At 38.1% G+C, this 25,164-nt stretch carries 24 protein-coding genes and 1 other annotated feature (1 of these 25 cut by a window edge); of the genes, 21 read left to right on the top strand and 3 right to left on the bottom strand.

Going from position 1 to position 25,164, the window contains the following annotated elements; all coding sequences use genetic code 11:
• Window positions 1–173 (top strand) — a binding site (T-box leader) (it extends 56 nt beyond the left edge of the window).
• Window positions 174–276: 103 nt separating this feature from the next.
• From tyrS to MKX82_RS15110, 5 genes are all read left to right on the top strand, one after another.
• Window positions 277–1,533 carry a tyrosine--tRNA ligase gene (tyrS, locus tag MKX82_RS15130; protein ID WP_237941808.1) on the top strand — a complete coding sequence of 419 codons (1,257 nt, stop codon included), beginning with the start codon at window positions 277–279 and terminating at the stop codon, window positions 1,531–1,533.
• A 141-nt stretch (window positions 1,534–1,674) separates the two neighbouring features.
• On the top strand, window positions 1,675–2,301 hold the full coding sequence (locus tag MKX82_RS15125; RefSeq protein WP_233317708.1) for a LysE family transporter: 627 nt from the start codon (window positions 1,675–1,677) through the stop codon (window positions 2,299–2,301).
• 246 nt (window positions 2,302–2,547) lie between these two features.
• On the top strand, window positions 2,548–2,748 hold the full coding sequence (locus MKX82_RS15120; RefSeq protein WP_341078166.1) for a YozQ family protein: 201 nt from the start codon (window positions 2,548–2,550) through the stop codon (window positions 2,746–2,748).
• Between the two features lie 333 nt (window positions 2,749–3,081).
• A complete protein-coding gene (locus MKX82_RS15115; RefSeq protein ID WP_233317712.1) occupies window positions 3,082–3,246 on the top strand; it encodes an aspartyl-phosphate phosphatase Spo0E family protein in 165 nt (54 codons plus the stop codon).
• 43 nt (window positions 3,247–3,289) lie between these two features.
• Window positions 3,290–3,547 (top strand): hypothetical protein, encoded by a 258-nt coding sequence (locus tag MKX82_RS15110; protein WP_233317714.1) that lies wholly within the window; start codon window positions 3,290–3,292, stop codon window positions 3,545–3,547.
• Between the two features lie 775 nt (window positions 3,548–4,322).
• Here MKX82_RS15110 and rpsD read toward each other — a convergent pair.
• Window positions 4,323–4,925: a 30S ribosomal protein S4 gene (gene rpsD / locus MKX82_RS15105; protein WP_127736987.1), complete on the bottom strand. Its 603-nt coding sequence runs from the start codon at window positions 4,923–4,925 to the stop codon at window positions 4,323–4,325.
• Window positions 4,926–5,467: 542 nt separating this feature from the next.
• On the opposite strand from rpsD, the gene MKX82_RS15100 reads away from it, so the two are divergent.
• Entirely contained in the window at window positions 5,468–7,345 is a 1,878-nt protein-coding gene (locus MKX82_RS15100) for a sensor domain-containing diguanylate cyclase (RefSeq protein WP_233317716.1), read from the top strand.
• Window positions 7,346–7,410: 65 nt separating this feature from the next.
• Here the strand turns inward: MKX82_RS15100 and MKX82_RS15095 are convergent, their stop codons facing one another.
• Window positions 7,411–7,899, bottom strand: coding sequence for a GAF domain-containing protein (locus tag MKX82_RS15095; RefSeq protein ID WP_233317398.1), 489 nt, complete (start codon window positions 7,897–7,899; stop codon window positions 7,411–7,413).
• Window positions 7,900–8,109: 210 nt separating this feature from the next.
• Here MKX82_RS15095 and refZ point away from each other — a divergent pair, with 210 nt between their 5' ends.
• Complete coding sequence (refZ, locus tag MKX82_RS15090; protein WP_237941804.1) at window positions 8,110–8,733, top strand: forespore capture DNA-binding protein RefZ; 624 nt, start codon at window positions 8,110–8,112, stop codon at window positions 8,731–8,733.
• Here the strand turns inward: refZ and hisJ are convergent.
• Entirely contained in the window at window positions 8,716–9,519 is an 804-nt protein-coding gene (gene hisJ / locus MKX82_RS15085) for a histidinol-phosphatase HisJ (RefSeq protein ID WP_341078159.1), read from the bottom strand. The genes refZ and hisJ overlap by 18 nt on opposite strands.
• A 345-nt stretch (window positions 9,520–9,864) precedes the next feature.
• Between hisJ and ezrA the strand changes: the two genes are divergently transcribed.
• The 14 genes from ezrA (at window position 9,865) to MKX82_RS15015 (ending at window position 25,059) form a co-directional block, all read left to right on the top strand.
• Window positions 9,865–11,571 carry a septation ring formation regulator EzrA gene (ezrA, locus tag MKX82_RS15080; protein ID WP_233317401.1) on the top strand — a complete coding sequence of 569 codons (1,707 nt, stop codon included), beginning with the start codon at window positions 9,865–9,867 and terminating at the stop codon, window positions 11,569–11,571.
• Between the two features lie 149 nt (window positions 11,572–11,720).
• Window positions 11,721–12,863, top strand: a complete 1,143-nt coding sequence (locus tag MKX82_RS15075; protein WP_341078155.1) for a cysteine desulfurase family protein — start codon at window positions 11,721–11,723, stop codon at window positions 12,861–12,863.
• Entirely contained in the window at window positions 12,860–14,065 is a 1,206-nt protein-coding gene (gene thiI, locus MKX82_RS15070) for a tRNA uracil 4-sulfurtransferase ThiI (RefSeq protein ID WP_341078153.1), read from the top strand. Before MKX82_RS15075 ends, thiI begins: the two co-directional genes overlap by 4 nt.
• 114 nt (window positions 14,066–14,179) lie before the next feature.
• The gene (locus tag MKX82_RS15065; protein WP_233317404.1) at window positions 14,180–14,386 is read left to right on the top strand and encodes an alpha/beta-type small acid-soluble spore protein; all 207 of its coding nucleotides are present in this window, start codon (window positions 14,180–14,182) and stop codon (window positions 14,384–14,386) included.
• 159 nt (window positions 14,387–14,545) lie between these two features.
• On the top strand, window positions 14,546–16,123 hold the full coding sequence (gene mbcS, locus MKX82_RS15060; RefSeq protein WP_233317405.1) for an acyl-CoA synthetase MbcS: 1,578 nt from the start codon (window positions 14,546–14,548) through the stop codon (window positions 16,121–16,123).
• 100 nt (window positions 16,124–16,223) lie between these two features.
• The gene (locus tag MKX82_RS15055; protein ID WP_233317406.1) at window positions 16,224–17,831 is read left to right on the top strand and encodes an amidohydrolase; all 1,608 of its coding nucleotides are present in this window, start codon (window positions 16,224–16,226) and stop codon (window positions 17,829–17,831) included.
• Window positions 17,832–17,935: 104 nt separating this feature from the next.
• On the top strand, window positions 17,936–18,865 hold the full coding sequence (gene rarD, locus MKX82_RS15050; protein WP_233317407.1) for an EamA family transporter RarD: 930 nt from the start codon (window positions 17,936–17,938) through the stop codon (window positions 18,863–18,865).
• Window positions 18,866–18,995: 130 nt separating this feature from the next.
• A complete protein-coding gene (gene sppA, locus MKX82_RS15045; protein WP_341078143.1) occupies window positions 18,996–20,009 on the top strand; it encodes a signal peptide peptidase SppA in 1,014 nt (337 codons plus the stop codon).
• An 18-nt stretch (window positions 20,010–20,027) separates the two neighbouring features.
• Window positions 20,028–20,516 (top strand): RDD family protein, encoded by a 489-nt coding sequence (locus MKX82_RS15040; protein WP_233317559.1) that lies wholly within the window; start codon window positions 20,028–20,030, stop codon window positions 20,514–20,516.
• 90 nt (window positions 20,517–20,606) lie between these two features.
• Entirely contained in the window at window positions 20,607–21,308 is a 702-nt protein-coding gene (locus MKX82_RS15035) for a DUF2953 domain-containing protein (RefSeq protein ID WP_233317409.1), read from the top strand.
• Window positions 21,309–21,337: 29 nt separating this feature from the next.
• A complete protein-coding gene (ytfJ, locus tag MKX82_RS15030; RefSeq protein WP_341078138.1) occupies window positions 21,338–21,805 on the top strand; it encodes a GerW family sporulation protein in 468 nt (155 codons plus the stop codon).
• A 158-nt stretch (window positions 21,806–21,963) separates the two neighbouring features.
• Window positions 21,964–22,464: a thiol peroxidase gene (gene tpx / locus MKX82_RS15025; RefSeq protein ID WP_341078137.1), complete on the top strand. Its 501-nt coding sequence runs from the start codon at window positions 21,964–21,966 to the stop codon at window positions 22,462–22,464.
• 116 nt (window positions 22,465–22,580) lie between these two features.
• A complete protein-coding gene (locus MKX82_RS15020) occupies window positions 22,581–23,567 on the top strand; it encodes a class I SAM-dependent methyltransferase (RefSeq protein ID WP_341078135.1) in 987 nt (328 codons plus the stop codon).
• Between the two features lie 301 nt (window positions 23,568–23,868).
• Window positions 23,869–25,059, top strand: coding sequence for an acetate kinase (locus tag MKX82_RS15015; RefSeq protein ID WP_233317413.1), 1,191 nt, complete (start codon window positions 23,869–23,871; stop codon window positions 25,057–25,059).
• Window positions 25,060–25,164: the final 105 nt, after the last annotated feature.

Below are 25,164 nucleotides of genomic sequence, written 5' to 3'. Positions count from 1 at the left end.
GGTTGGTGTGAAATGGCATATATAAAAGGATGAATTACCTCCCGTAGCTTCTGTTGGGAAATCCTCATATGGGTTAGTAGCAGCAGACGGTTGTGAGCCGTTATCTTTTTTAAGTGGAGAGAAGTTTTCTTTTCTCAATTAGGGTGGTACCGCGCTAAAAAAGCGTCCCTGCATATTCATGCAGGGACGCTTTTTTTTGTTCCAGAAAAAAAGAGCCGCACAAAAAGCACGCGCTGTTAATAACAATCAAAAGGAATAACAAATGGAGGAATTATAGTGAATTTACTTGAGGATTTACATTGGAGAGGCATCGTTTACCAGCAAACAGATGAAGAGGGCTTAAAAGATGTTTTAGCTGACGAAAAAATCAGCTTATACTGCGGGGTGGACCCGACTGCAGACAGCATGCATATCGGACACTTGCTGCCGTTTTTGACATTGAGACGCTTCCAAAATGCAGGACATACACCAATCGTGCTTGTCGGCGGAGCAACAGGTCTTATTGGTGATCCGAGCGGAAAGAGCGAAGAAAGAAATCTGCAAACACTAGATGCAATCGGACATAACGTTAAATGTCTGCAAAAACAGCTCGAGAAAATATTTGATTTCGGTGGCGATAATGGTGCGGTGATGGTTAATAACTATGACTGGGCTGGCAAGATGGATATCGTTACATTCCTAAGAGATTACGGCAAGCATATCGGCATCAATTACATGCTGGCAAAAGACACAATCTCCTCAAGATTGGAAACAGGTATTTCCTTTACAGAATTTACTTACACAATCTTACAGGCCCTTGATTTCTTGCATCTTTACGAAAACCATAACTGTAAGCTGCAAATTGGCGGCAGTGACCAATGGGGAAATATTACGACAGGATTAGAGCTTATCCGTAAAAATAGTGCAGAAGGTGCAAAAGCTTACGGATTAACGATCCCGCTTGTAACGAAAGCTGATGGAACTAAATTTGGTAAAACAGAAAGTGGTGCTATTTGGCTTGATCCGGAAAAGACTACACCGTATGAGTTCTACCAATTCTGGATTAATACAGCAGATGCTGATGTGATTAAATACTTGAAATTCTTTACATTCCTTTCAAAAGAAACAATTGAAGAATTGGAGCAATCATTACAGGCTGAAGCTCATTTAAGAAAGGCGCAAAAAGCTCTAGCTGAAGAAATGACAAAAATGATTCACGGCGAAGCAGCGTTAGAGCAGGCCATGAAAATTACGGAAGCACTTTTCAGCGGAGACATTAAAAACCTGACAGCATCTGAGATTAAGCAAGGCTTTAAGGATGTTCCAACATACAAGCATGAAGAAGGTGATGCAGTTCTAGTTGACCTGTTAGTAGCTGCTGGCATTGTATCATCGAAAAGGCAAGCTCGTGAGGACATAACAAATGGTGCTGTGTACGTCAATGGTGAGCGAAAGCAGGATTTGGACTATGTTTTAGGTGAAGAGGATCGTATTGAAGGACAGTTCACCGTTATTAGAAGAGGGAAAAAGAAATACTACTTAATTCAATATTAATAAATTAAAGCTTCTTGGACTGTTTGTCCAAGAAGCTTTTTTATAGTGCCGACTTATTCTCTAAATAGAAAATAATTTTTTGTGGTACAAGTCCCTGCCGCTGAATACATTAGAAGTAAATATACATATGCGGAGGGATTTATGGGTACTTTTTTTCCTTATATATTATTAGGTGTTTCATTGGCGGCACCTGTTGGTCCTGTTAACGCTGCACAATTGGACAAGGGAATCAGAAATGGTTTCTTTCATGCCTGGGTGTTCGGGCTTGGTGCATTGGCGGCTGATGTCATTTATATGATGATGGTTTATTTTGGAGTAAGTCAGTTTATAAACACACCATTTATGAAAACCTTTTTGTATTTGTTCGGTTTCTTCGTACTGACGTATACCGGAATAGAAAGCTTGATTAATACAGCCAAAATTAATGTGACAGAAAGGAATAAACAGGACAATTCTTTGTTTAAGTCGTTTTTTTCTGGGTTTTTAATGTCTATTTCCAATCCTTTAACCATTCTCTTCTGGCTTGGAATATATGGCTCTGTATTGGCAAAATCAGCAGAGAGCTTTTCTAATAAGTCCTTCATATTATGCAGCTTGGCTATTATCTCAGGGATTTTATTATGGGATCTCATAATGGCCCTCATTTCAGGCATTGCAAGAAGGCTGCTTCATTCTAATATGCTGTATGTAATTTCTGTTTTGTCATCTTTATCAATGATTGGTTTCGGACTTTATTTTGCTTACCAAGCATATAAGGCTTTATTCTGAGTAGGTAAATTTTTGTAAACAGACGATTGACTGCATGGATTGTTCAAATCCATGCAAAATATGTTTTGTATCACAGAAAACACAAAGCCGGAAGTTCTAGGAGGATAATGATGCAAAACTCAATCAATGGAATGCAGCAAATAAACCAATGCAGACAGATTGTTCAACACTTAATTCAAAGGCATCTTCCTATCCTTCTAACAACATGTATCAACAATAATAAATAGAAGAAATGGAGGAATTACGATGAAAAAATCACAGAATGCTCCTGTAGCGGGAAAAACCTACGAAACAGAAGACTATCAAAAGAACGATGTTGTCTCAAAAGGGCTTGCTGAGACCCATGAGCAATCATCAGATACCTATACAGAGGGCACTATTGACGGCGTGATGGAAAATGTCGCTGGAGAAGATATTCCCCTTCAAAATGACGGTCATAAAAAATAAGCAAATAAAGGAAGGTAGGAGAAGCATCCTGCCTTCCTTTATTTTTAAGGATGGAAGAAGGATGTAACTTTTTTAATATTTTATATAGCTGAAGACCTTGAGCTAAATAAAAGAATATTCTTACAAAAAGAATAGTAGGGATTAAGAACTATTAGAGGAGGGAATTTATAGTTCTTTATAACTGATGTTATCTAAACAGCTTGAATTTACAGGTAGATTCAGTCAAAATTTGTTATATATTGTCGACATTTGAAGAAAGATTATCCTTTTTTGTATCCGTTTACCCTTGTTAGAATAAATTTCTATGGAAATTATTAAAGGGGTAGTTTACATATGAGTATTCATTTAAATGAACAAATTGAAATGCTGAGAGAGAATATGATTTCAACAGGAATGGCAAAGGGGTTCACTTCTAAAGAAACAATTTTACTTAGTAAGAGATTAGATAATTTAATGAATTTACAAATGATGATACATAAAGGAGAAGCAGCTTCTTGAATTGAGGCTTACATATAAAAAATAAATCGAAGGAAGATGAACGTTGCAAGAAAACTTAATGACATTATATGATTATGACAAAGCATATGTAAGAAATGTATTGAAACGGGAAAGAGATTTTAAGGTTCCTGCTAAAGGTGGTCCGCTTCGAATTAAAAGTACAGAGCTAGTTGAGTGGCTGATAGAAGAACAGTCCAAGGATGAAATAAGGAAGCTTGTGACAATGATGAAAGCCATCAGAAAACGAAATGCTTCTGTGAGGACATTAATCGAGACTATAGCGATAGGCTTGATAAAATAATTGGAATGCAGAAGACCTGGGGGGGTCTTTTTTTATGGGGAAGGAGCAAAGGCAGTGGTGAGAAAATTGGGGATCGCTAAAACGCCTTTGCTCCTTATTAGACTTATAGCCGTATTTTTCGGAATTAAACATTGGGCAGTATCAAAGAAAATGACAAAAAAGCCTCAGAAATTGCAGTAATTTCTGGGTCTTTTAGATGCTTTATTAACAGAATTATTTGTACTTTCTTATAAAGGATTCATGATTTAAGCCTTCACAAAAGTTGTGAAGGTCTTTTTATGTTCTTTTTTAAAAGCTAATAATTTCTTGAAATGAACAAACAGCAAGAAGTTACCTGATAAGGAGAATGTGACTTCTAAAAAATTATTAGGCAAATTAGCTTTCTGTTACAATAATGTACCTATTAATTATACAAGTCATTTAGTCAAAGTGGATAAAACGAGGGATATGATCGATAACAAAAAGAAGATACAACGATATAAAGAATTAATGCATTGATAAAAAATGCAGTTCCAGTATTGATATTTTTCACAACAACTAAAGATAGGAAAAATAAATTAGAGAAATGGTGTAAGGGGAAGGGTTTTAGCTTTCAAGTTAAACTATTTACTGAAATATAGAGGATGTGTCTGTCCACACTAATAATTCAGTCCCAATATAAGCCCCAAATCAATAATGGATAATACATCATTCTACGAAGCGTAATAAAAAAACCCCAGAAAGCATTGATACAACGCGGTTTCTAGGGTTTGATAATGCTGTATTAGCAAATCTATTAACGAGAGTAGAACTCAACGATAAGAGCTTCGTTAATTTCAGCTGGCAATTCAGAACGTTCTGGTAAACGAGTGAATGTACCTTCTAATTTATCAGCATCGAAAGTCAAGAAATCAGGTACGAAGTTGTTCACTTCAACTGCTTCTTTAACAATATCAAGATTACGTGATTTTTCACGCAATGTGATTGTTTGACCTGCTTTTAGACGGTATGATGGGATATCAACACGTCCACCATCAACGATAACGTGACCGTGGTTAACAAGCTGACGTGCTTGACGACGTGTACGAGCAAGACCTAAACGATAAACAACGTTATCAAGGCGAGATTCTAGAAGCGCCATGAAGTTTTCACCGTGTTTACCTTTCATTTTGCCAGCAATATCGAATAAATTACGGAATTGACGCTCATTTACACCATACATATGACGTAATTTTTGCTTTTCCTGTAATTGTAAACCGTATTCTGATAATTTTTTGCGTTGGTTTGGACCATGTTGTCCTGGAGCGTAAGGGCGTTTATCTAACTCTTTGCCAGTACCGCTTAAAGAAATTCCAAGACGACGAGAAAGTTTCCAACTTGGACCTGTATAACGAGCCATTGATGACTCCTCCTTCATGTTTTTATTTTGTAAAATAAAAACAGATGCAACTAGCCTTTATGTTTATTTTGTCTTCATGTACCTTCGCCCTAGCAGCTAAGGGTTACACAATACACCATCAAAAAAGCTTTTGAGGAACAAAATAAAGCAACAAAGTGATTTGCATATGCTGCAATATTTTACACAAAGAATATTATATGATTTCAACTGCCTAAAAGTCAAGCTAAGATTTATTAATTTTATGCTAGTAGAAATTTACCTTTATAGGAGCAGGAAAATTTTATGCTCTTGTATTCTCATTACAGCGCCTTGTGATATAATTGTTTTACTTTACTATAAGAATTGTCCGATAATTTAAGTATATAAAATTCCTACTTTTGGATTAGGCGAAAAGTATCTGTTGTTTATATAGGACTGGATGTTGCTAACTTTAGTCTAGCACTAAGTCTTGTCATTATAAAATTAAATAGAAGACAGCGGCAATATCTTTGGATAAATTGGGAAAAATACAATGAATAGTTAGATGAATAGGTGATAATTAGATGGATATGCTTGACCACCAATCAATAGTAAAGCTAAAAAGTCGTTTCTTTGATCTCTTTGATATAGAAAGTAAAAGCTTTAATTACGAAATAATTCTGCGAGAAATGCTTTATATTATTAAAAATTTTTTGCATGCTGCAGAAGTGACTTACTATAGTGCTAATGAGTGGAACGATGAATGGGCTGTGGAGGCGTCAACAAACCCAACAGTTGCAGCATCCATCCTTCCGTATACAGTAGATATAAAAAACAGGCTGCTGACAAGAGCAGTCAGCAAAAAGCCAATTGGTATTGATGAATTAGAAGAATATGATTTGTTAATTCCTTTAAAAAATAAAGATGGCTTTTATAATTTTTTTGTTGTGAGATTAAATGAATCCGAGCAAAGCAAATCACTTGGTGATGACTGTCTGTATAAGCTGATAAGTGAAGAATTTAGTTACTATATAATAAAGGTTCAAAATTTACTGGAAGTGGTTGCAGAGGAGAAAAGATATAAAAAACTCTTCAAGGTAACCGAAAAATTCCACTCCTCCATGAATACAGAAGGGGTTTTGCGGGCGATTATCAATACTTTAAAGGATATCTATCCATCGCTCGGCTATTATCTGTTATTGTCTCATGATAATAACACACATGGAGATCTGCTCATTAAGGATTTGGAATATGACAGCTCAAACCTTGCTGCGATGGAAGCCTACGTAACTGGTGAGATCCAGTTTGAGTATCTTCAAGAGGGCAGAAATTCGATACTATATGCTCCTTTGAAAGGAAAGCAAGGGGTATACGGTGTTTTGCAAGTAATTGCTGAAAACTCGGTTAAGTTCCCTAAAAAAGAAGTAGAGTTCATTTCTCTGCTTGCTAATACTGCGGGTGGTGCACTTGAAAACGCACAGCTGTATCAGCAGTCGAAAAAACTGGTGTCTGATCTTCAGCTTATTAATGAAGCGTCCCATCGGTTAAACGCTAATCTAAGGCTTAATGAAATGATGACATATATGTCGAATCGAATATCAACAAGCTTTGAGGCTGAAGAGGTAGGATTTATTTTATTTTCTGCTGAATCAAATACAGTGACTGTCTTAAACGGAAGCACGGACTTTTTCTGCTCAAAAGCTGCTGAAAGTTATATCCAGTATTTTAAAGAAAAGATTAAACAAGAAAAAGACTCTTTGTTTTTAGGAGATTTCAGTATGCCTGCCGAAGAGGATGCTGTTTTCAAATCGATTATGGCAGTGCCGATGATGCAAACAGGCATTTTAAAAGGTTTTTCTATCGTGATGCATCAAAAGCCGTATCATTTTTCATTTGATACTTTTAAGCTGCTGCAATCACTTATCCATCATTCTACATTAGCACTGACTAATTCTATGCTTAGAGAAGAGCTAGAAAAGATGGTCGTCACAGATCATCTAACAAAACTCTATTCCAGAAGCTTCTTAGATGAAAAGCTAGAAAGGTCCCTTGTAGAGGATGCAGAAGGTACATTCATTCTCATTGATATTGATAACTTTAAAGCAGTTAATGATACGTATGGACATCAAGTCGGTGACGAAATTATTATTCAGGTTGCTAATATCATCTTAGAAAACATTCGAGCGACAGATATTGGAGCAAGATGGGGCGGTGAGGAGCTCGCAATCTACTTGCCAAGAGTTCCGCTCCAAGTAGGGGTTGCTATTGCAGAAAGACTTGTGGAAAAAGTCAGGAAAAGCTCTGCCCCGCCTGTGACTATTTCCTGCGGGGTCTCCTATTGGATGAGACATAAGAAGGAGAATTACCATGCACTCTTTAAGCGTGCAGACAAAGCGCTGTATATTGCTAAGGAAACAGGGAAGGACCGAGTCATCGTCCAGGACGCATTCTTGCAAAAATAATGCTTGCTTCAAAAAGAAAACACCCCGAAACGTTTCGGGGTGTTTTTCGTATGAACTTGAACAAATTAATTCACAAAATCCATTAGGGCAGAAACAAATAATTCTAAATACTTCTTGTCTGTTTCATCAAAGCGGGATTTTTCAGGTGAATCAATATCGAGAACACCTAATAATGTGCCGTCTTCTTTCACCAATGGCACGACAATTTCTGATTGGGAAGCAGCATCACAAGCAATATGTCCCGGGAATTGATGAACATCTTCCACTAATACTGTCTCCTTCTTCTCGGCAGAAGTTCCGCAAACACCTCTTCCGAAAGGAATACGGACACATGCAGGCAAACCTTGGAACGGGCCGAGTACAAGCTCCTTATTATCCTCTGTTAAATAAAAGCCTACCCAATTGACACGATCCAAAAATTGATTCAAAAGAGCAGCTGCATTTGATAAGTTTGCAATTGTATTTGATTCGCCTTCAAGAAGAGCTTTCAGCTGTTTAATTACCAATTCGTATTGCTGTTCTCGATTGCCTTTGTATGTTTCGACGTTAAACAAGCAAATCACCTAACTTTCCTTCTATTATTCTCATTATTTTAGCAGATTAGAGCGAATATGAAAAAGTTTTGTCGACTTTCTTTTAAAGGATTGGCCAATATAATCAAGAAATTTATATAGAGGCTTTTCTTCTATCATTTATGCTGCACAAAAATAATTATTATTCAAACATATATTACTTTGAATAGCAAGAGAAAAGAGGCGATATGGGTGAAAAGAAATTCAAAGGAAGCAATAGTCGAATCTGCGATTACATTATTCAACAGAAAAGGCTACAATGGTACATCTATCAGAGACATTGCAGGCCATGCCAATGTAAATATTGCAAATATTTCCTACTACTTTAATGGTAAGAATGGTTTGCTTGAGTATTGCTTCACTAATTATTTTGAGAATTATATGGCTGTCCTGGAGGAGGTTTGCCGCCATAATTATAGCAGCATGTCGGAAAAGCTGAAGACAGTCGTAAAAGAAATCATTGAATTTCAATGGAAGAATTTACAGTTAACAAGGTTCGTACTCCGAGAAGTATCTATTGATTCCCAAGTTGTCAGGGAAATATTGTCTACTTATTATGTAAAGGAACGCTATTATTTATCAAGCATTTTGGAAAGTGGCATAGAAAAAAAGGAATTTAAAAAACAATCTGTTCCATACAGCATCATTCAGTTAAAAAGCTTCCTTTCTATGCCTTTTCTAAATGCATCGTATATTCAAGAGGTTCTTCATATTTATTTAAATGAACCATATTTCATCAAAAAATACCTAGAGGAAATCGATAAATGGATTGATGAAGTAATTTGCTTTCCGCAGCGCTTAGCCGTTCCCAATTAATAGATGTTGCCCTTGTCCTAAATCCTTGGCTTGGTGGGCATCTGATCCATATATAAGCGGGATTTGCAGACGCACTGCTTCCTCTATCGCCCAAATGGGAGGGTATGTCTCCTCGCATAATGGCTTAAATAATCCTGCTGCATTATAATCCAGCTCAAGCTCCTTTTGTTTCACAAGATGAAGTATTTCCTTTATAGCAAGTGAAAAATCCTGAACCGGAGGGAATTGCTTTTGAAACTTATGGACAAGCGTCATATGTCCGATTCTTTTCGGTTTAAATGGACCTAAATCAGCTAATATCGATTTAGAGAGTGTTTGGAAATAGCATTCATAGATACAATCAACATGTCCATATTTCTCAATCATACTAGCAAATATTTCGGGGCTGTAATCAAGGCAATCATATTTTCCGTGTGGATTTTTTAAAAAATGCACACTCAATACACTGTCATCTAAAAATTTCCCCCACTCTAGCAAGAACTCCATCGTTCCATTCTCATAGCCTTCAATATAATCAATCTCTAGACCAAGATTAATGATCAGTTCCCTGCTGAATTCCGCCTTTACTTCTAAGACATCTTCGACATAAGAAGGCAGCTGCTCCATTGTCATGCAGCTGTCTTTTGTCGGGGCTGCATCCTCAAACCCCTTCGGTAACGGGGCATGTTCCGTGAACGTTATCTCTTTAAATCCTAGGTCTATAGCTCTTTTTATGTATTCTTTTAATCCGTCCTTTGTCCCGTGCGGACAATATGGTGTATGAATATGACCATCTCTTTTGTACATGACTCTCACCCTTTCCCAGTATGGCTATATTTATTATACCTTTATTGTTCCGATATACAGGAATGCTTTTTTTAAAATATTCTATAAATGCTTAAAAACAGACGGAAATCGGACTGAATTTCACTAGGGAGTAAGTGCCGGCAAGATGCTGGGAGAACTATTGTTTGCCTTACGTAAATTCACATAAAGAAAAACTGTCTTGGAAAATAACAATTTTCTTTAAAAAAAAATAAAATATTAGTCAAAAATTGTCGTTTACATGGTATCATAAATACAAATATATAACCTTTACATATAAAAGTATGTTGAAATAAATTTGGTCGGTGTATGAACAGGGGGCTTCAAATGAACTACATAATCGGAGGAGTAGGCATTTTAATCTGCCTATTTGCAGCAGGATATTTTATTAGAAGAAAATATTATGGAACAGTGGATGAGCTGGAAAGCTGGAAAATCGATATAATGAATCGGCCTGTGTTGAATGAGCTTTCGAAAGTGAAAAAGCTTAATATGATTGGGCAAACGGAGGAACTCTTTGAAAAATGGAGAGCTGATTGGGATGGTATCGTGACAGATCAGTTGCCGGAACTCGAAGAGCTTTTGTTTGATACAGAAGAGTCGATTGATAAATATAAGTTCAGAAAAGCAAAAGAGCTTCAGAAAAAAATCCGCGTTAAATTGGAGAGCATGGAGAGCAGCATCGAAACAATGCTTGAGGAGCTTAATAATTTAATTGGAAGCGAAGAAAAGAACAGAACTGAAATTGATGCTTTAAAGGAATCCTATCGAGAAAGCAAAAAGACATTGCTAGCACATAGGCACTCTTTCGGAGAAACAGAAAGCAAAATAGAAGAAATGCTGCAGGAAACTACTGTAAAGCTAAAAGAGTATGAAGAAAAAACGAATAATGGCGATTATTTGGAAGCAAGGGAAATTATTCATGCAATCGAAAAGCTCACTGGCGATATTCGCTACTTGATTGATAATGTGCCTCCGTTGCTTATTGAGTGCCAAACGAAGCTTCCTGAACAGCTGAATGATTTAAAAGATGGATATGCAGATATGCTGGAACAAGGCTTCATTCTTGAACATATCCAGCTTGAAACAGAAGTGAAGGAAATTGAAGTGGAACTGGAAGAAAGCAACAAGCTGCTTGTAGAAGGAAAGATAGAGCAGGTGCAAAATGTTATTGCAGAAGTACAGGAAAAACTGGATCTTCTGTATGACTTGCTTGAAAAAGAAGTAATTGCAAGAAACTACTGGAACAAAAACTTAGATCCTGCTAAGGCAATCCTTGAAGAAATCAGGGAAGGGAACTCTCGCCTTCAAGTAGAGGTATCCTTGCTGCAGAGAAGCTATAATTTGAATGATGAAGATTTAGAGCTGCAGTTCAAACTCGAGAAACGTCTGAAGCTATTATACAAGCAATATGAGGTGCTTGAGCATAAGCTGTTGACAGAGTCTGCGGCACATACGATTTTAAGTGAGGAACTAAAGGTTCTTAAAGAGCAGCTTGAGAGTGCTTCAAAGGAACAGGAGGACCTCTTTGACAAGCTTCATGCCTTAAGAAAAGATGAAGTAGCTGCACATGAAAAAATGACAGAGCTCACAAAGCAAATGACAAATGCTCTTCGGATGGTTGCGAACAGTAATTTGCCTGGTGTTACAGCAGAATACAATGAGCTTGCAGAAGAGACAAAGGAAGCTATGGCTAAGCTTAAAACCGTATTGCAGGAGGCGCCACTTGATTTGCCGACGGTTCAAAGCATGGTTGAAAATGCAGAGCATGTTACACATGCGCTGGTGAATGCTACGGAAGAATTGGTTGAGACGGTTCTGTTGGCTGAGAAGGTCATCCAATATGGTAATAGATACCGCCGTAAATATCCAAAGGCTGAAAAGTCGCTTGCAGAAGCGGAAATGCTTTTCCGTAAGTATCGTTATAAGGAAGCATTAGAGCAAGCAGCTGCGGCGGTTGAGGAAATTGAACCTGGCAGTATGAAGCGAATGGAAGCTTTGATTGGCGATTTAAGGGAAAAGCAAATGAAATAGAAAAAAGAAGATAGCCCGAGCAAGGCTATCTTTTTTTTGCAGTGCAATTCAAACTATCTTTTTGTTTTTAACGCATAGCTCTATTATATTTTCAAATAATGTTTACTATGATACCATAAAGTGCTGGAGTTCTTAGTTAGGAGGGGCTTATGATATATTTGGATAATAGTGCGACAACAAAGCCGTTTCCGGAAGTGATTGAATCCTATACAGCAGTTGCAGCAAACTATTTTGGAAATCCTTCTTCTTTGCATCGAATAGGGATGGAAGCAGAGAAGCTTTTGATACAAGCAAGGGCTCAAATTGCCGCGTTGCTAGATGTTAAGGAAAGCGAGATTTATTTTACTTCTGGCGGTACAGAAGGAAACAATATGGCACTAAAAGGGATTGCTCGAAGGTTTAAGTCAAGAGGTCAACATATTATCACAACAAGCATAGAGCATGATTCGATAATGAAGGTAATGGAACAGCTGGAGCAAGACGGTTTCTCCGTAACATACCTTCCTGTTAACGAGGATGGGATTGTATCTGTTGAGGATATTAAAAAACATATACAGAGTGATACAATACTTGTTTCTATCATGCATGTTAATAATGAAACAGGCGCAATCCAACCGATTGAAGCAATCGGAAAGTTATTGAACGAATATCCTAAGATATTTTTTCATGTAGATGGTGTTCAGGCAATAGGAAAAACGCCTCTTTCATTAAGAGATTATCATATAGATTTATATACAATGTCCGCACATAAATTTCATGGACTAAAAGGCAATGGTATCCTGTTTGCAAAGGACGGAATTAATATTTCTCCATTGCTTGCCGGCGGAGGACAGGAGCGCAATGTAAGAAGCGGAACGGAAAATGTGGCAGGTGCAGTAGCAACAGCGAAAGCTTTAAGAATGCAGCTTGATAACTACAAAAATCAGCTTGGGAAAATGCTTGAACAGAACAAGTTCATCCGTGATCAGTTAGAAAGCATGGATAATGTTGTTGTCCACTCCCCGGTTAACAGTGTTCCGCATATTATTAATTTCTCAGCAAGTGGTATCAAAGCAGAGGTATTGATTCACGCCCTCGAGGAAAAAGGTATTTTTCTGTCGACTACTAGTGCGTGTTCATCAAAGACAAACACAGTCAGCAAAACATTATTGGCTATGGGAGTACCGGAAAATATCGCAGAAAGTTCTTTTCGAATCAGCTTGGCTTATGATAATGAGTTAAAAGATATTCGGGAAGCAATGTCTGTATTAAAGGAAACTATCAACTGGCTAAGAGGAGTAATGAACAGATGAAGTATGATCGTATATTAATTCGGTATGGAGAGCTTTCTACTAAAGGAAAAAACAGAAAAAAATTCGTTGATAAATTAAGACATTCCATTGCAGATGCTTTAAGCAGTTTTCCTAGCATCAAAATTGACGGACAGCGTGACCGTATGTATGTCATTTTAAATGGGACGGAAGCAGAAGCTGTCGTTCATTCATTAAGGAACATCTTTGGAATTCAGTCATTCAGCCCTGCTATTAAGGTCGACCGAGATTTAGACTTGCTGAAAGACACAGCATTAGAGCTTGTATCTTCAATCTATAAGGATGGAAATACGTTTAAAGTGAGTGCGCGAAGATCTGATAAGACCTTTTCCCTAGACACAAATGAACTGAACCATTTTTTTGGTTCTCATATTTTGAAAAATATTCCTGGTATAAAAGTAGATGTCAAAAATCCCGATATTACACTGCAGGTCGAAGTGAGAAGTGAGGCAGTGTATTTGTCGAGTGAAAACTTTGCTGGTGCTGGTGGACTGCCTTCTGGTGCGAGCGGAAAAGCAGTTCTTATGCTATCAGGCGGGTTAGACAGTCCTGTTGCAGGCTACTTGTCTATGAAGAGAGGGCTTGAACTTGAAGGGGTTCACTTCTTTAGTCCTCCATTCACTAGTGAAAGAGCTAAGCAAAAGGTTGTCGATATTGGCAATGTGCTTGCTTCCATGAATGGGCGGTTTGTCCTTCACATTGTACCTTTTACAGAGATACAGCAGTTAATTCATAAACAAATACCAGAAAACTATACAATGACTGCGACAAGAAGGCTAATGCTGCGAATCACAGATGAAATCAGAAGAAGGCAAGAAGCATTAGCAATCATTACAGGGGAAAGTCTCGGTCAAGTTGCCAGCCAGACCCTTGAAAGCATGTATGCGATAAATGCAGTTACAAATACACCGATTATCAGACCATTGGTCGCATCTGATAAAGGAGATATTGTCGACATTGCTAAGTCTATTGGAACATATGACATCTCCATCAGACCTTATGAGGATTGTTGTACAGTATTTGTTCCTGCTTCCCCAAAAACAAAACCGAAAAAAGAGAAGGTGGAGTTTTATGAGAGTTTTGTGGACTTTGAGCCAATGATTAAGGAAGCTGTCGACAAAGTAGAAACAATTATACTAACTGGCAAACAGGAAGAAAACAGTCTGTTAGACAGCTTGTTTTAACAGAAAGCAACCTATTTGCTAGTAGTGGTAATAATGTGAACAATTACCAATTAGAAAAAATGAATGAAGTCCATGTGTATTACACATTCTATTATCAACAAGGAGGTGATACACATGGCAAACAACAACAGCAGCAATAACTTAGTAGTACCTGGTGCAGACCAAGCTCTACAACAAATGAAATATGAAATCGCTTCAGAATTTGGCGTTAACTTAGGTGCAGAAACAACTGCTCGCGCTAACGGTTCTGTTGGTGGTGAAATCACTAAACGTCTAGTTCAAATGGCTGAACAACAACTTGGTGGCGGATACCAACAATAATAAAATAATATGGCGATAGAGATGAGGCCTTTGCCTCATCTCTTTTTGCTTATAAATCACTTATTATCTCCTTAGCGAAAATGAAATATTTTAAAAATGAAAGAGTTAGTAGTATAATGACATAAGTATTTTTAAACCTAATCACTAGGGGGAAATGAAATGGGTCGGGAAGAATTATTGGCTCCGGAAATGTATAACTTCGTTTCCGAGATTGAAAAGTTTGCGCAAAACAAAGAAAGGCTTGCATTGCGCTGGCAAAATGAAAGCGGAGATAAGCAAGAAATTACATACAGCCAACTTATGCAGCAGGCAAATAAGATGGGCAATGTTTTTAAGGAAGCGGGCCTTGTAAAAGGTGATGTTGTATTGGTCATTGTACCAAGACTGATTGAAGCGTACCAAGTATACATAGCTGCACTGAAATTAGGGCTTACAATCCTTCCAAGCTCAGAAATGCTTCGGGCGAAGGATCTGCAATACAGGATTACACACGGTGAAGTGAAAGCTGTCATCAGCTATTATCCATTTTTGGACGAGCTTAACAAAGTAGAAGAGCTCAACAGCCTGAAACGATTTGTTATCGGCAAAGAAGCAGATGGATGGAGATATTTAGATGAAGCAGCAGCAGACGCTTCTGATGAGTTGGAGTTAACGATAACAAAAAAATCAGATACAGCATTTATTTCGTATACGTCTGGAACTACAGGTAATCCAAAAGGTGTTGTACATACACATGGCTGGGCATATGCTCACCTTCGTACAGCTGCGCCAAACTGGCTGTGTATTGAAAGTGGCGACTTAGTTTGGGCTACAGCTGGACCTGGCTGGCAGAAATGGGTTTGGAGTCCGCTTCTTTCCGTATTAGGATCAGGTGCAGTCGGATTTGTTTACCACGGCAAGTTCGATCCTCGCAAATATTTACAGCTGCTCGAAGACTATGAAATCAATGTATTATGCTGTACTCCTACAGAGTATCGCCTGATGGCTAAAGTAGAAGATATCGGTTCATTCAAGCTTCCTAGCTTACGAAGTGCAGTTTCAGCAGGAGAGCCGCTGAACAGAGAAGTAATCGATGTATTCAAAGCTCATTTCAATCTTGATGTACGAGATGGATATGGCCAAACAGAAAATACGCTGCTGTTAGGCATTACAAAAGGAGTTCCACTTCGTCCAGGTTCGATGGGCAAACCAACACCTGGAAATATTGTTGAAGTTGTCGACGAAAATGGTAAACCATGTGCAGTGGGAGAAGTTGGCGATATTGCTGTCCATAAAGACACACCTGCTTTATTTAAAGAGTACTTTAAAGAGCCGGAGCGGACTAGACAGCAGTTCAGAGGCGAATACTATATTACTGGCGACAGAGCGAAAAAGGATGCAGACGGTTATTTCTGGTTTGAAGGCAGAAGTGATGATATCATCATAAGCTCTGGCTATACAATCGGGCCATTTGAAGTCGAAGATGCACTAGTTAAACATACTGCAGTAAAAGAGTGTGCTGTTGTCGCAAGTCCAGACCCTATCAGAGGAAATGTCGTAAAAGCATTTATTGTGCTTCGTGATGGTATCGAAGGGACAGATGAGTTAGTGAAGGAATTGCAGACACATGTTAAGACTATGACTGCGCCTTATAAATATCCGCGTAAGATTGAATTTATCAATGAGCTTCCTAAAACAGCTTCTGGTAAAACAAGAAGAGTGGAACTAAGGGATAATGAACAGAAAAACAATGGATAACCGAAATTTCGGTTTATGAAATACCCTATAAGCAAAGAAGGAATAAGCAGCATGTATGCAAAATATATACATAGCTGCTTATTTGTTTAGGAGGAAAAGAATGGGTACTTTATTTTATGGTGGAACAATATACACAATGAAGCAAGAGGGCGAAATGATAGAGGCTGTATATACAGAAGGACAGCTTATAGTCGATTATGGCGATAAACAGACGCTTGAAAAAAAATATAGAAGCAACATAACGGATCAGGTCCATTTAAAAGGTGCTGCCATGCTGCCGGGCTTTGTGGACAGTCATATGCATCTTATTGGACATGGGGAAAGACTGCTTCGTCTCGACCTGTCCGCATGTATTTCAAAAGAAGCTGCATTGCAGCTTATAAAGAAAGCAGGAAAGAAGGCAACAGCAGGTGAATGGATTTTAGGGGGAGGCTGGAATGAGAATATTTGGGATGACAAATCTCCACTGACTAAAGAAGAACTTGATAAAGCAATCCCGAATAATCCAGTTGTTTTGGACAGAATCTGCAAACACGCCATTGCAGTGAATTCAAAGGCATTACAATTAGCAAACGTGACAAATAAGACAGAAGAGCCCTTTGGCGGAGTAATAGAAAGAGATGAAACAGGTGCCATTACTGGGGTATTGAAGGATAAAGCGCAGGAGCTTATTACTAAGGTCATACCTGAGAAAAGTCATGAATATGTTAAAAATGCATTACGTGAAGGCATCAAGGATGCTTACAGACTTGGTTTGACAGGTGCTCATACAGAAGATTTATTTTATTATCACGGTTTTGAGGGAACTCAAACAGCCTTCAAGGAAGTGATAGAAGAAGAGGGGCATCTGTTTAGGGCACATTTGCTTGTACATCATCGTGTTTTTGATGAGATGGTGAAGTCCGGAAATACTTATCAATCTGGGGGAGATTGGGTAGAATTTGGCGCCATGAAAATATTTGCAGATGGCGCATTTGGCGGGAGGACAGCATTTTTAAGCAGACCTTATGCTGATGATCCGTCCACACAAGGTGTCAGCATCTTTACAATGGAGCAGTTAGAGGAGCTAATCAAGAAGGCAAGAGAAAATAATATGCCTGTAGCAGTGCATGCTATTGGGGATGCCGCTTTTGATATGGTTTTACAAATGATTGAGAAGCATCCGTTAAAGGGATACGGCAGAGACAGACTCATTCATGCAACCATGCTGCGTGAAGACTTAATCAACCGTATGAAAGGCCTTCCCCTTATACTAGATATTCAGCCTAGCTTTGTTACATCAGATTTTCCATGGGTGTATGACCGACTTGGCAAGGATAATATGAAATATTGTTATGCATGGAAAACATTGCTCAAAAGCGGACTTCATTGTGCAGGCGGTTCTGATGCACCAATTGAATCCGCTGACCCTCTTGCAGGTATTTATGCTGCCGTGACGAGAACGAATACAGAAGATTTAAGCGGAGCAGGCTATATGCCGGAACAAGCATTATCTGTATATGAAGCAGTAAGCTTGTATACAAAGGGCAGCGCCTATGCTATTTGCCATGAAAAAGACAGAGGCGTAATTGAAAAAGGATACCTTGCAGATTTCACGGTGCTTGATCAAGATTTATTTACAATAGAGCCTAAAGATATCCAGAAAGTACAAGTTGTACAAACTATTATTGCAAGTGAAACTGTATATCAAAAAGAAGAGAGAGATTAAGGAATACTTAATCTCTTTTTCTTTTTTGGAAAATTTCGGGTTGTGCATTATCTGGAATAGAATTATAATATGAAATATTTCGAAAATAGAAAGAAGAGATAAAGATGAAGGATAACCAAATGAAAACGGGAGTGCTGTATGCTGCCATCGCTTACTTAATCTGGGGGTTATTTCCGATTTATTGGAAGAATCTGCAAGGGGTAGGAGCAGACGAAATTCTCGCAAATCGAGTGTTATGGTCTTTTGTATTTATGGTATTGCTAATAACAGTAACAAAGAAATGGAAAAAACTGATTGGAGTGCTTTCCAGTTTCAAAACTAATAAAAAACAAGGCTTGATGCTATTTGTTGCTTCTTTGTTAGTTAGCTGCAATTGGTTTATCTATATTTGGGCAGTTAATGCAGACCAAATTATTGAAACTAGTCTTGGCTATTATATTAATCCTTTAGTCAGCGTATTGCTTGGCATGATTGTGCTGAAGGAAAAATTGACAAAAACACAGTATGTTTCTGTCGGTTTAGCAGCCATTGGAGTAATAATTTTAACCTTTTCCCATGGAAGCTTTCCATGGATAGCTTTGTCCCTTGCATTCACGTTTGGATTATATGGTTTGGCCAAGAAGCTTATTTCAATTGATTCAAGTATAGGGCTCACATTAGAAACATTGTTTATAACACCAATTGCATTAATGTATATTGCTTATTTATTTGTTAAGGGAGACCATGCTTTTCTGGCAGTTTCACCACAATTGGATTTGTTAGTCATTCTTTCTGGTGTGTTAACAGCAGTTCCGCTCCTATTTTTTGCTAAAGGTGCTCAACGAATACCACTATCCATGCTGGGATTCATCCAATATATGACACCAACTTTGACTCTTATTTTAGGTGTATTTGTTTATGATGAACCATTTACAACAACCCATTTATTATCCTTCCTGTTTATTTGGGCTGCATTATCGATTTATTCTTTATCAAAGACAAAGCTGTTTTCTCATGCAAGCAGTGCAAAAGGCAAAAAAAGCGCAGAAATTTAAGAAGGCATATAGAGTCTCTTGCTAGTTAAGAATGAACTTATTCTTATAAGCAGACTATAAAACAGAAGAATCTTGAAACATTTATTATAGTCATTCGTAGAAAGTAAGGAGAAGGAGGGATACATAAGCAATGAATAAAAAAAGATGGGCGGCACTTGGAATCGCTGGATTCATTTTTGTGTTTTCAATAATCACAAGCTTTGTGTCGACAGCGTTAACTACTGATTTCAGCAGTGTTTTTTCCGATTTGATGGCAAGCAGTGAAGAGGAATTTGCAGAAACTACGTTGGAGAGTGGAGATGAGTTTAATAAAATAGCTGTGCTTGAAGTGGATGGGACGATTCAGGATACTGGAGATACTCAATCAATCCTTTCATCTGCGGGATACAATCACAAAGCCTTTATGAAAAAGCTTGATAAAGTGAAGGATGATTCCGATGTTAAAGGGATAATTCTTAGGGTGAACTCCCCAGGCGGAGGTGTTGTCGAAAGTGCAGAAATCCATGACAAAATCGTCGAAATACAAGAAGAAACTAAAAAGCCTGTATATGTTTCAATGGGATCAATGGCGGCTTCGGGAGGGTATTATATCTCGGCACCTGCTGACAAAATCTACGCCAGCCAGGAAACGATGACAGGATCATTAGGTGTTATTATGTCAGGTTATAATTTCGAAGGACTTGCTGAGAAGTACGGGGTTGAATTTGTGACAATCAAAAGCGGTCCATATAAAGATATCATGAGTTCTACAAGAGAAATGACAGATGAAGAAAGAGATATTCTTCAGACGATGATTAACAATTCCTATGAAGGATTTGTAAAGGTTATTTCAGAAGGCAGAGGCATAAAAGAGGATAAAGTCAGAGAGATTTCCGATGGCCGAATTTATGACGGCAGACAGGCGAAGGATTTGAATTTAATAGATGATTTTGGTTACTTGGATGATGTCATTGCTGCGATGAAAGCTGACTATAAGTGGAATGATGCAATGGTTGTGAGCTATAGCGATTCAGGAAGCTTGGCTTCCATGTTTGGCATGTCAGCAAAAAGTTTGCTTAGCGGAGAAGAGCGTGAGTTGGCCAATATTCTTACAATCGCAACTAATGCAAATTCACCGCGGCTTATGTACTTGTATGCAGAATAGGGGGTCGGATAAATGGATATGGATATAACAAACACAGGAACCGATCAACTCACTGGACATGCTGAAGAACAGGCAAGTACGAAAAATGATTTACATCATTATGCTGGTTTTTGGATGCGGTTTTGGGCGTATATTGCTGATATCATTATCATTACTAGCATACACCGGATTATAATTTATCCTATATTTCGCTTAATGGACTTGTCTACGGAAAACACGGGCCTGTTTTCTGCCGTAAATATTCTGACAGCATTCGTTTTCTACCTGTATTTTGTATTGATGACAAAGTATTTTAAGCAGACGTTAGGAAAAATGATTTTCGGTTTGAAGGTAATTCCCTTGAAGAAAGATCAATTAACGTGGGACACCGTTATTTTCCGGGAGTGGATAGGCAGATTTATATCTGCAAGTATTTTTATTCTCTATCTTCTAGTCGCATTTCTGCCAAAGAAACAAGGCTTGCATGATTTATTTGCAGATACTGCTGTTGTACACGAAAGACGCTAGCATATAAGTTCAAGAGAAACCTGCCTTTATGGCAGGTTTATTTTTTTATTCATTAGCAAATAATAGTAAGGCTGAAAGGATGTGCACAGTGTGAGAGTTATATTCATCATCGGCATCATTATTCTATGCCTTCTTCTTTTGTTTTTACTGCTTTTATTGATGAAAATTACTGTAAGGATACGATATTACCATGCAAAAGACAATGATGATCTTTCTATTGAAATTAGAGTGTTTTTTGGTCTGATAAGAATCAAGAAGAAATTCCCGCTGATTAAAGTAGATGATAACTCTCCTTCTCTTGTTGTTAAAGAAGAAACGAAAGTGAAGGTTGGAGAGGATGGACCTGAACAGAAAGGTGATAAGAAGACAAACCAATTTACAGGCGACGATTTACTTAATACCTTTTCCAACACAAAGGAACTGCTTCAGCATGTTGTAGGCTTTCACCGCATTTTCCGCTATTTACTGTCAAAAGTCCGCATAAAGGATATCGAATGGAGCTCCATTATCGGACTGGGAGATGCTGCCCATACAGGGGCGATAGCAGGAGCTGTTTGGGCGGTTAAAGGTGCGATTATCGGTATCATCAGCAATTATATGAAAATGCAAAATATGCCTCATATACATATATATCCGCAATTCCAGCGCAATGCTTCAGAAACTTTATTTAAGTGTATGATTCGATTTCGCTTAGGGCATGCTATGATTGCAGGAATTAAACTAGTGAAATATTGGAAGGGCGGTATGCCTCATTTAAAAGCAAATAATGAAGCGCCGGCCATCCAAAAATAATAATGAATAACGAAAATGGAGGAATAAACATGTCTGATCATCCAATACAAGGCTTAATGACAACTGCAATGGAAAACTTAAAGGAAATGATCGATGTCAATACGATTATCGGAGACCCTGTTGAAACTCCGGACGGCAGTGTAATCCTTACTGTTTCAAAGGTTGGTTTCGGGTTTGCAGCAGGTGGAAGTGAATTTACTCTTGAAGATCATTCTTTGCATGACAATGGTGTAAGCAAACACCCATTTGGCGGCGGAAGCGGCGGCGGAGTTTCTATTACGCCAATAGCATTCTTAATTGTTAATGGCCAAGGAGTAAAAATGGTTCACCTTGACGAAAGCACACACCTATATGAAAAACTATTGGATTTTGCTCCGCAAGCTGTTGATAAAATTCAGCAAATGTTCTCTAAAAACGGAGACAGCCAGTCAGGTTCCGGACAGCCGCAGCAATCTTCCAGCCAAACTGCCAGCAAGAAGGAAGATATTGAATTTTAATAATAGATAATAGGTCTGAAACCACATTTTAAGGCAGTCTTTTTTAGCCTGTGGAATCAGACTATTATTTTTTTAGCAGACATTTTCTTTGCAAATAGACCCGTGTATCGCTATGATAAACACATATACATATTAAAATTACGGGAAGGGTGACTTTAATGCCTGCAGTAACATTCAAAAACAACCCCGTCACATTAATTGGCAATGAGGTAAAGGTTGGAGACAAGGCTCCTGACTTTAAAGTGTTGGCAAACGACATGACGGAAATTACGCTGGATAGCTCTAAAGGAAAGGTACGCTTATTCAGTGTCATCCCATCCATTGACACGGGTGTATGCGATGCTCAAACGAGACGCTTTAATGAAGAGGCTGCAAAACTTGATAATGTAGAAGTAATTACAGTAAGTGCAGACCTTCCCTTCGCTCAAAGAAGATGGTGTGCTGCTGCCGGATTGGAAAATGTCATTACTGTATCAGACCATAAAGATCTTTCCTTCGGCAAAGCGTACGGTGTAGTAATGGAAGAGCTGCGTTTGCTTGCACGAGCTACTTTTGTTGTGGATTCAAACGACGTTGTTACATATGCCGAATATGTGGAAGAGGCGAGTAATCATCCGAATTATGATGCAGCTATAGAAGCAGTAAAGGCTGCAAAATAATAAGTGATTTGTGAGTAATCGGGAATAACGCAGAAAGTCTCGAAAGAGTTTCGAGGCTTTTTCTGTGCGGGATTAGTAAAAATTAACTTAACATATAGGAAAGATAGGTGAGAGGCATGAAAATAAGTCCTGTCGAACAATTATTTACTATTTTTAATGAAACAGCTACAGTGCTTCAAGAAGAACTGCACTGTACCTATTTAGAAGCGTTAGCTGAAACGGGAGAAAATATCTTCCAGGAAGCAATCTTGCAGGAAGAAATTAGCGAGATTGCAAAGAAAAGACTTGCTAAAAGCTATGAGACCATTTCGCTTTCAGCATTCAGCAAAGAGGATATCCGTAAAAGCTTTCAGTTGGCAATCTTAAAAGGCATGAAAGAAAACACACAGCCTAATCACCAGATGACACCAGATTCAATTGGAATGTTTATTGGTTATCTTGTGCAAAAGTTCTATTCAGAAAAAGAACTGCGTCTACTAGACTTGGCTGTAGGCACAGGAAATTTGTTAACATCTGTCATTAACCAACAAGGTGACAAGCAAGCAGAGGCGATTGGGGTAGACATCGATGATTTACTTCTTCAGCTTGCGTATGTCAATGCGAATCTTCAGGAACAGCCAATAGAGTTCTTTAATCAGGACAGTCTTGAGAAATTGTTCATCGATCCAGTGGACATTGTTATAAGTGATCTGCCAGTAGGATACTATCCAAATGATGTTGGTGCAAGTGAGTATGAGCTTAAGGCAGACAGCGGTCATTCTTATGCCCATCATCTTTTTATCGAGCAGTCCATCAATCATTTAAAACCTGGTGGATTTGGATTTTTTATGGTTCCAAATGGATTATTTGAAAGTGAACAGGCACCTAAACTTCATGCTTATTTAAAGGATGCCGTTCATATTCAAGCCATCATGCAGCTTCCATTGACATTATTTAAAAATAAACAGGCAGGAAAAAGCATTTTGATATTGCAGAAAAAAGGAGATACTATAAAGGCACCGAAACAAGTGCTCCTTGCAAGCATTCCAAGCTTCTCTAATATGCAGGCAATGGAAAAAATACTCGGCCAGGTTGAACAATGGCTGACAGAAAACAAGCAGTAAAAAACAGACCGTAACGCCAAAAGTACACGTATACCTGTTCTATAAAAAAACAGCATTTGTACTAATACAGTCTGACACTATTATATAAAAGTTTTTCCTTGTTTTTTGGACAAATTCACGAAAATAACAAAAAAACAAGAAAAAAACAAAGAACTGTATCAATATAACTTGAAATGTTTGTGACACAATGTTTAAATGAGAAATTGAGAGATATTTGTCCAGTAAGGTTATTATATGAAGCTGTTCAATGTCAGATTAGCACAATAAAATGTTGTTATATAAAAGGGGAGTAAAATACTTTATGGCAAAAATTATTGCGATCAACGCAGGAAGTTCTTCACTTAAGTTCCAGCTGTTTGAAATGCCAAGTGAGGACGTAATCACAAAAGGTCTTATTGAACGAATCGGTTTAAATGAGGCAGTATTCAATATTTCCGTTAATGGTGAAAAAATCAAAGAAGTGACAGACATTCCTGATCACGAGGTAGCAGTTACTATTCTTTTGAATAAGTTGACAGAACTTGGAATCATTAAGTCATTAGATGAAATTGAAGGTATCGGACACCGCGTTGTACATGGTGGAGAAGAGTTTGCTGATTCTGCTTTAATTACAGATGAAGTTATGGAGAAGATCGACAAGCTGTCTGAATTGGCTCCACTGCACAATCCAGCTAACTTGACTGGAATCCGTGCATTCCAAAACGTTCTTCCAGATGTGCCGGCTGTTGCTGTATTTGATACTGCTTTCCACCAAACAATGCCTGAAAGCTCTTATCTATACAGTCTTCCTTATGAATACTATGAAAAATACGGTATTCGTAAGTACGGTTTCCATGGAACAAGCCATAAATATGTTTCACAACGCGCTGCAGAAATGCTAGGCCGTCCAATTGACCAGCTTCGTTTGATTTCTTGTCACTTAGGTAACGGAGCAAGTATCGCTGCAATCGAAGGCGGTAAATCAATTGATACTTCTATGGGCTTCACACCGCTTGCTGGTGTAACAATGGGGACTCGTTCAGGTAACATCGACCCTGCCTTGATTCCATATATCATGGAAAAAACAGACCAATCTGCAGATGAAGTACTGCAAGTATTGAACAAAAAAAGCGGATTGCTAGGAATTTCCGGATTCTCAAGTGACCTTCGTGATATTACAGAACAAGCTCAATCTGGAAATGACCGTGCTGAATTGGCATTGACAGTATTTGCTGAGCATATTCATAAATATATTGGTTCTTACGCTTCTGGCATGAACGGTGTAGATGCAATCATCTTCACAGCTGGTATCGGTGAAAACAGTGAAGTTGTTCGTGCACGAGTGTTGAAAGGCCTTGAATTTATGGGAGTTTATTGGGATCAATCACTAAATAAAATTTCTGGTGAGGAATCATTTATTAACTATCCTCACTCGCCAGTAAAAGTTATGGTAATCCCAACAAATGAAGAAGTTATGATTGCACGCGACGTTGCAAGAATTGCAAGTGTGTAAGCTGTATTAAAAGGGAAAGACAATCTTTTGTAATTGCAAAAGATTGTCTTTTTTTATGTATGGATACAATGCTAGTGCCTGGCCAAATGATATACTGTAAATACT

Source organism: Niallia sp. FSL R7-0271, from assembly GCF_038005785.1.
Taxonomy (GTDB): Bacteria; Bacillota; Bacilli; order Bacillales; family Cytobacillaceae; genus Niallia.
Note: the sequence above shows the minus strand (reverse complement) of the source record. Positions and strands in the feature narration are given on the sequence as shown.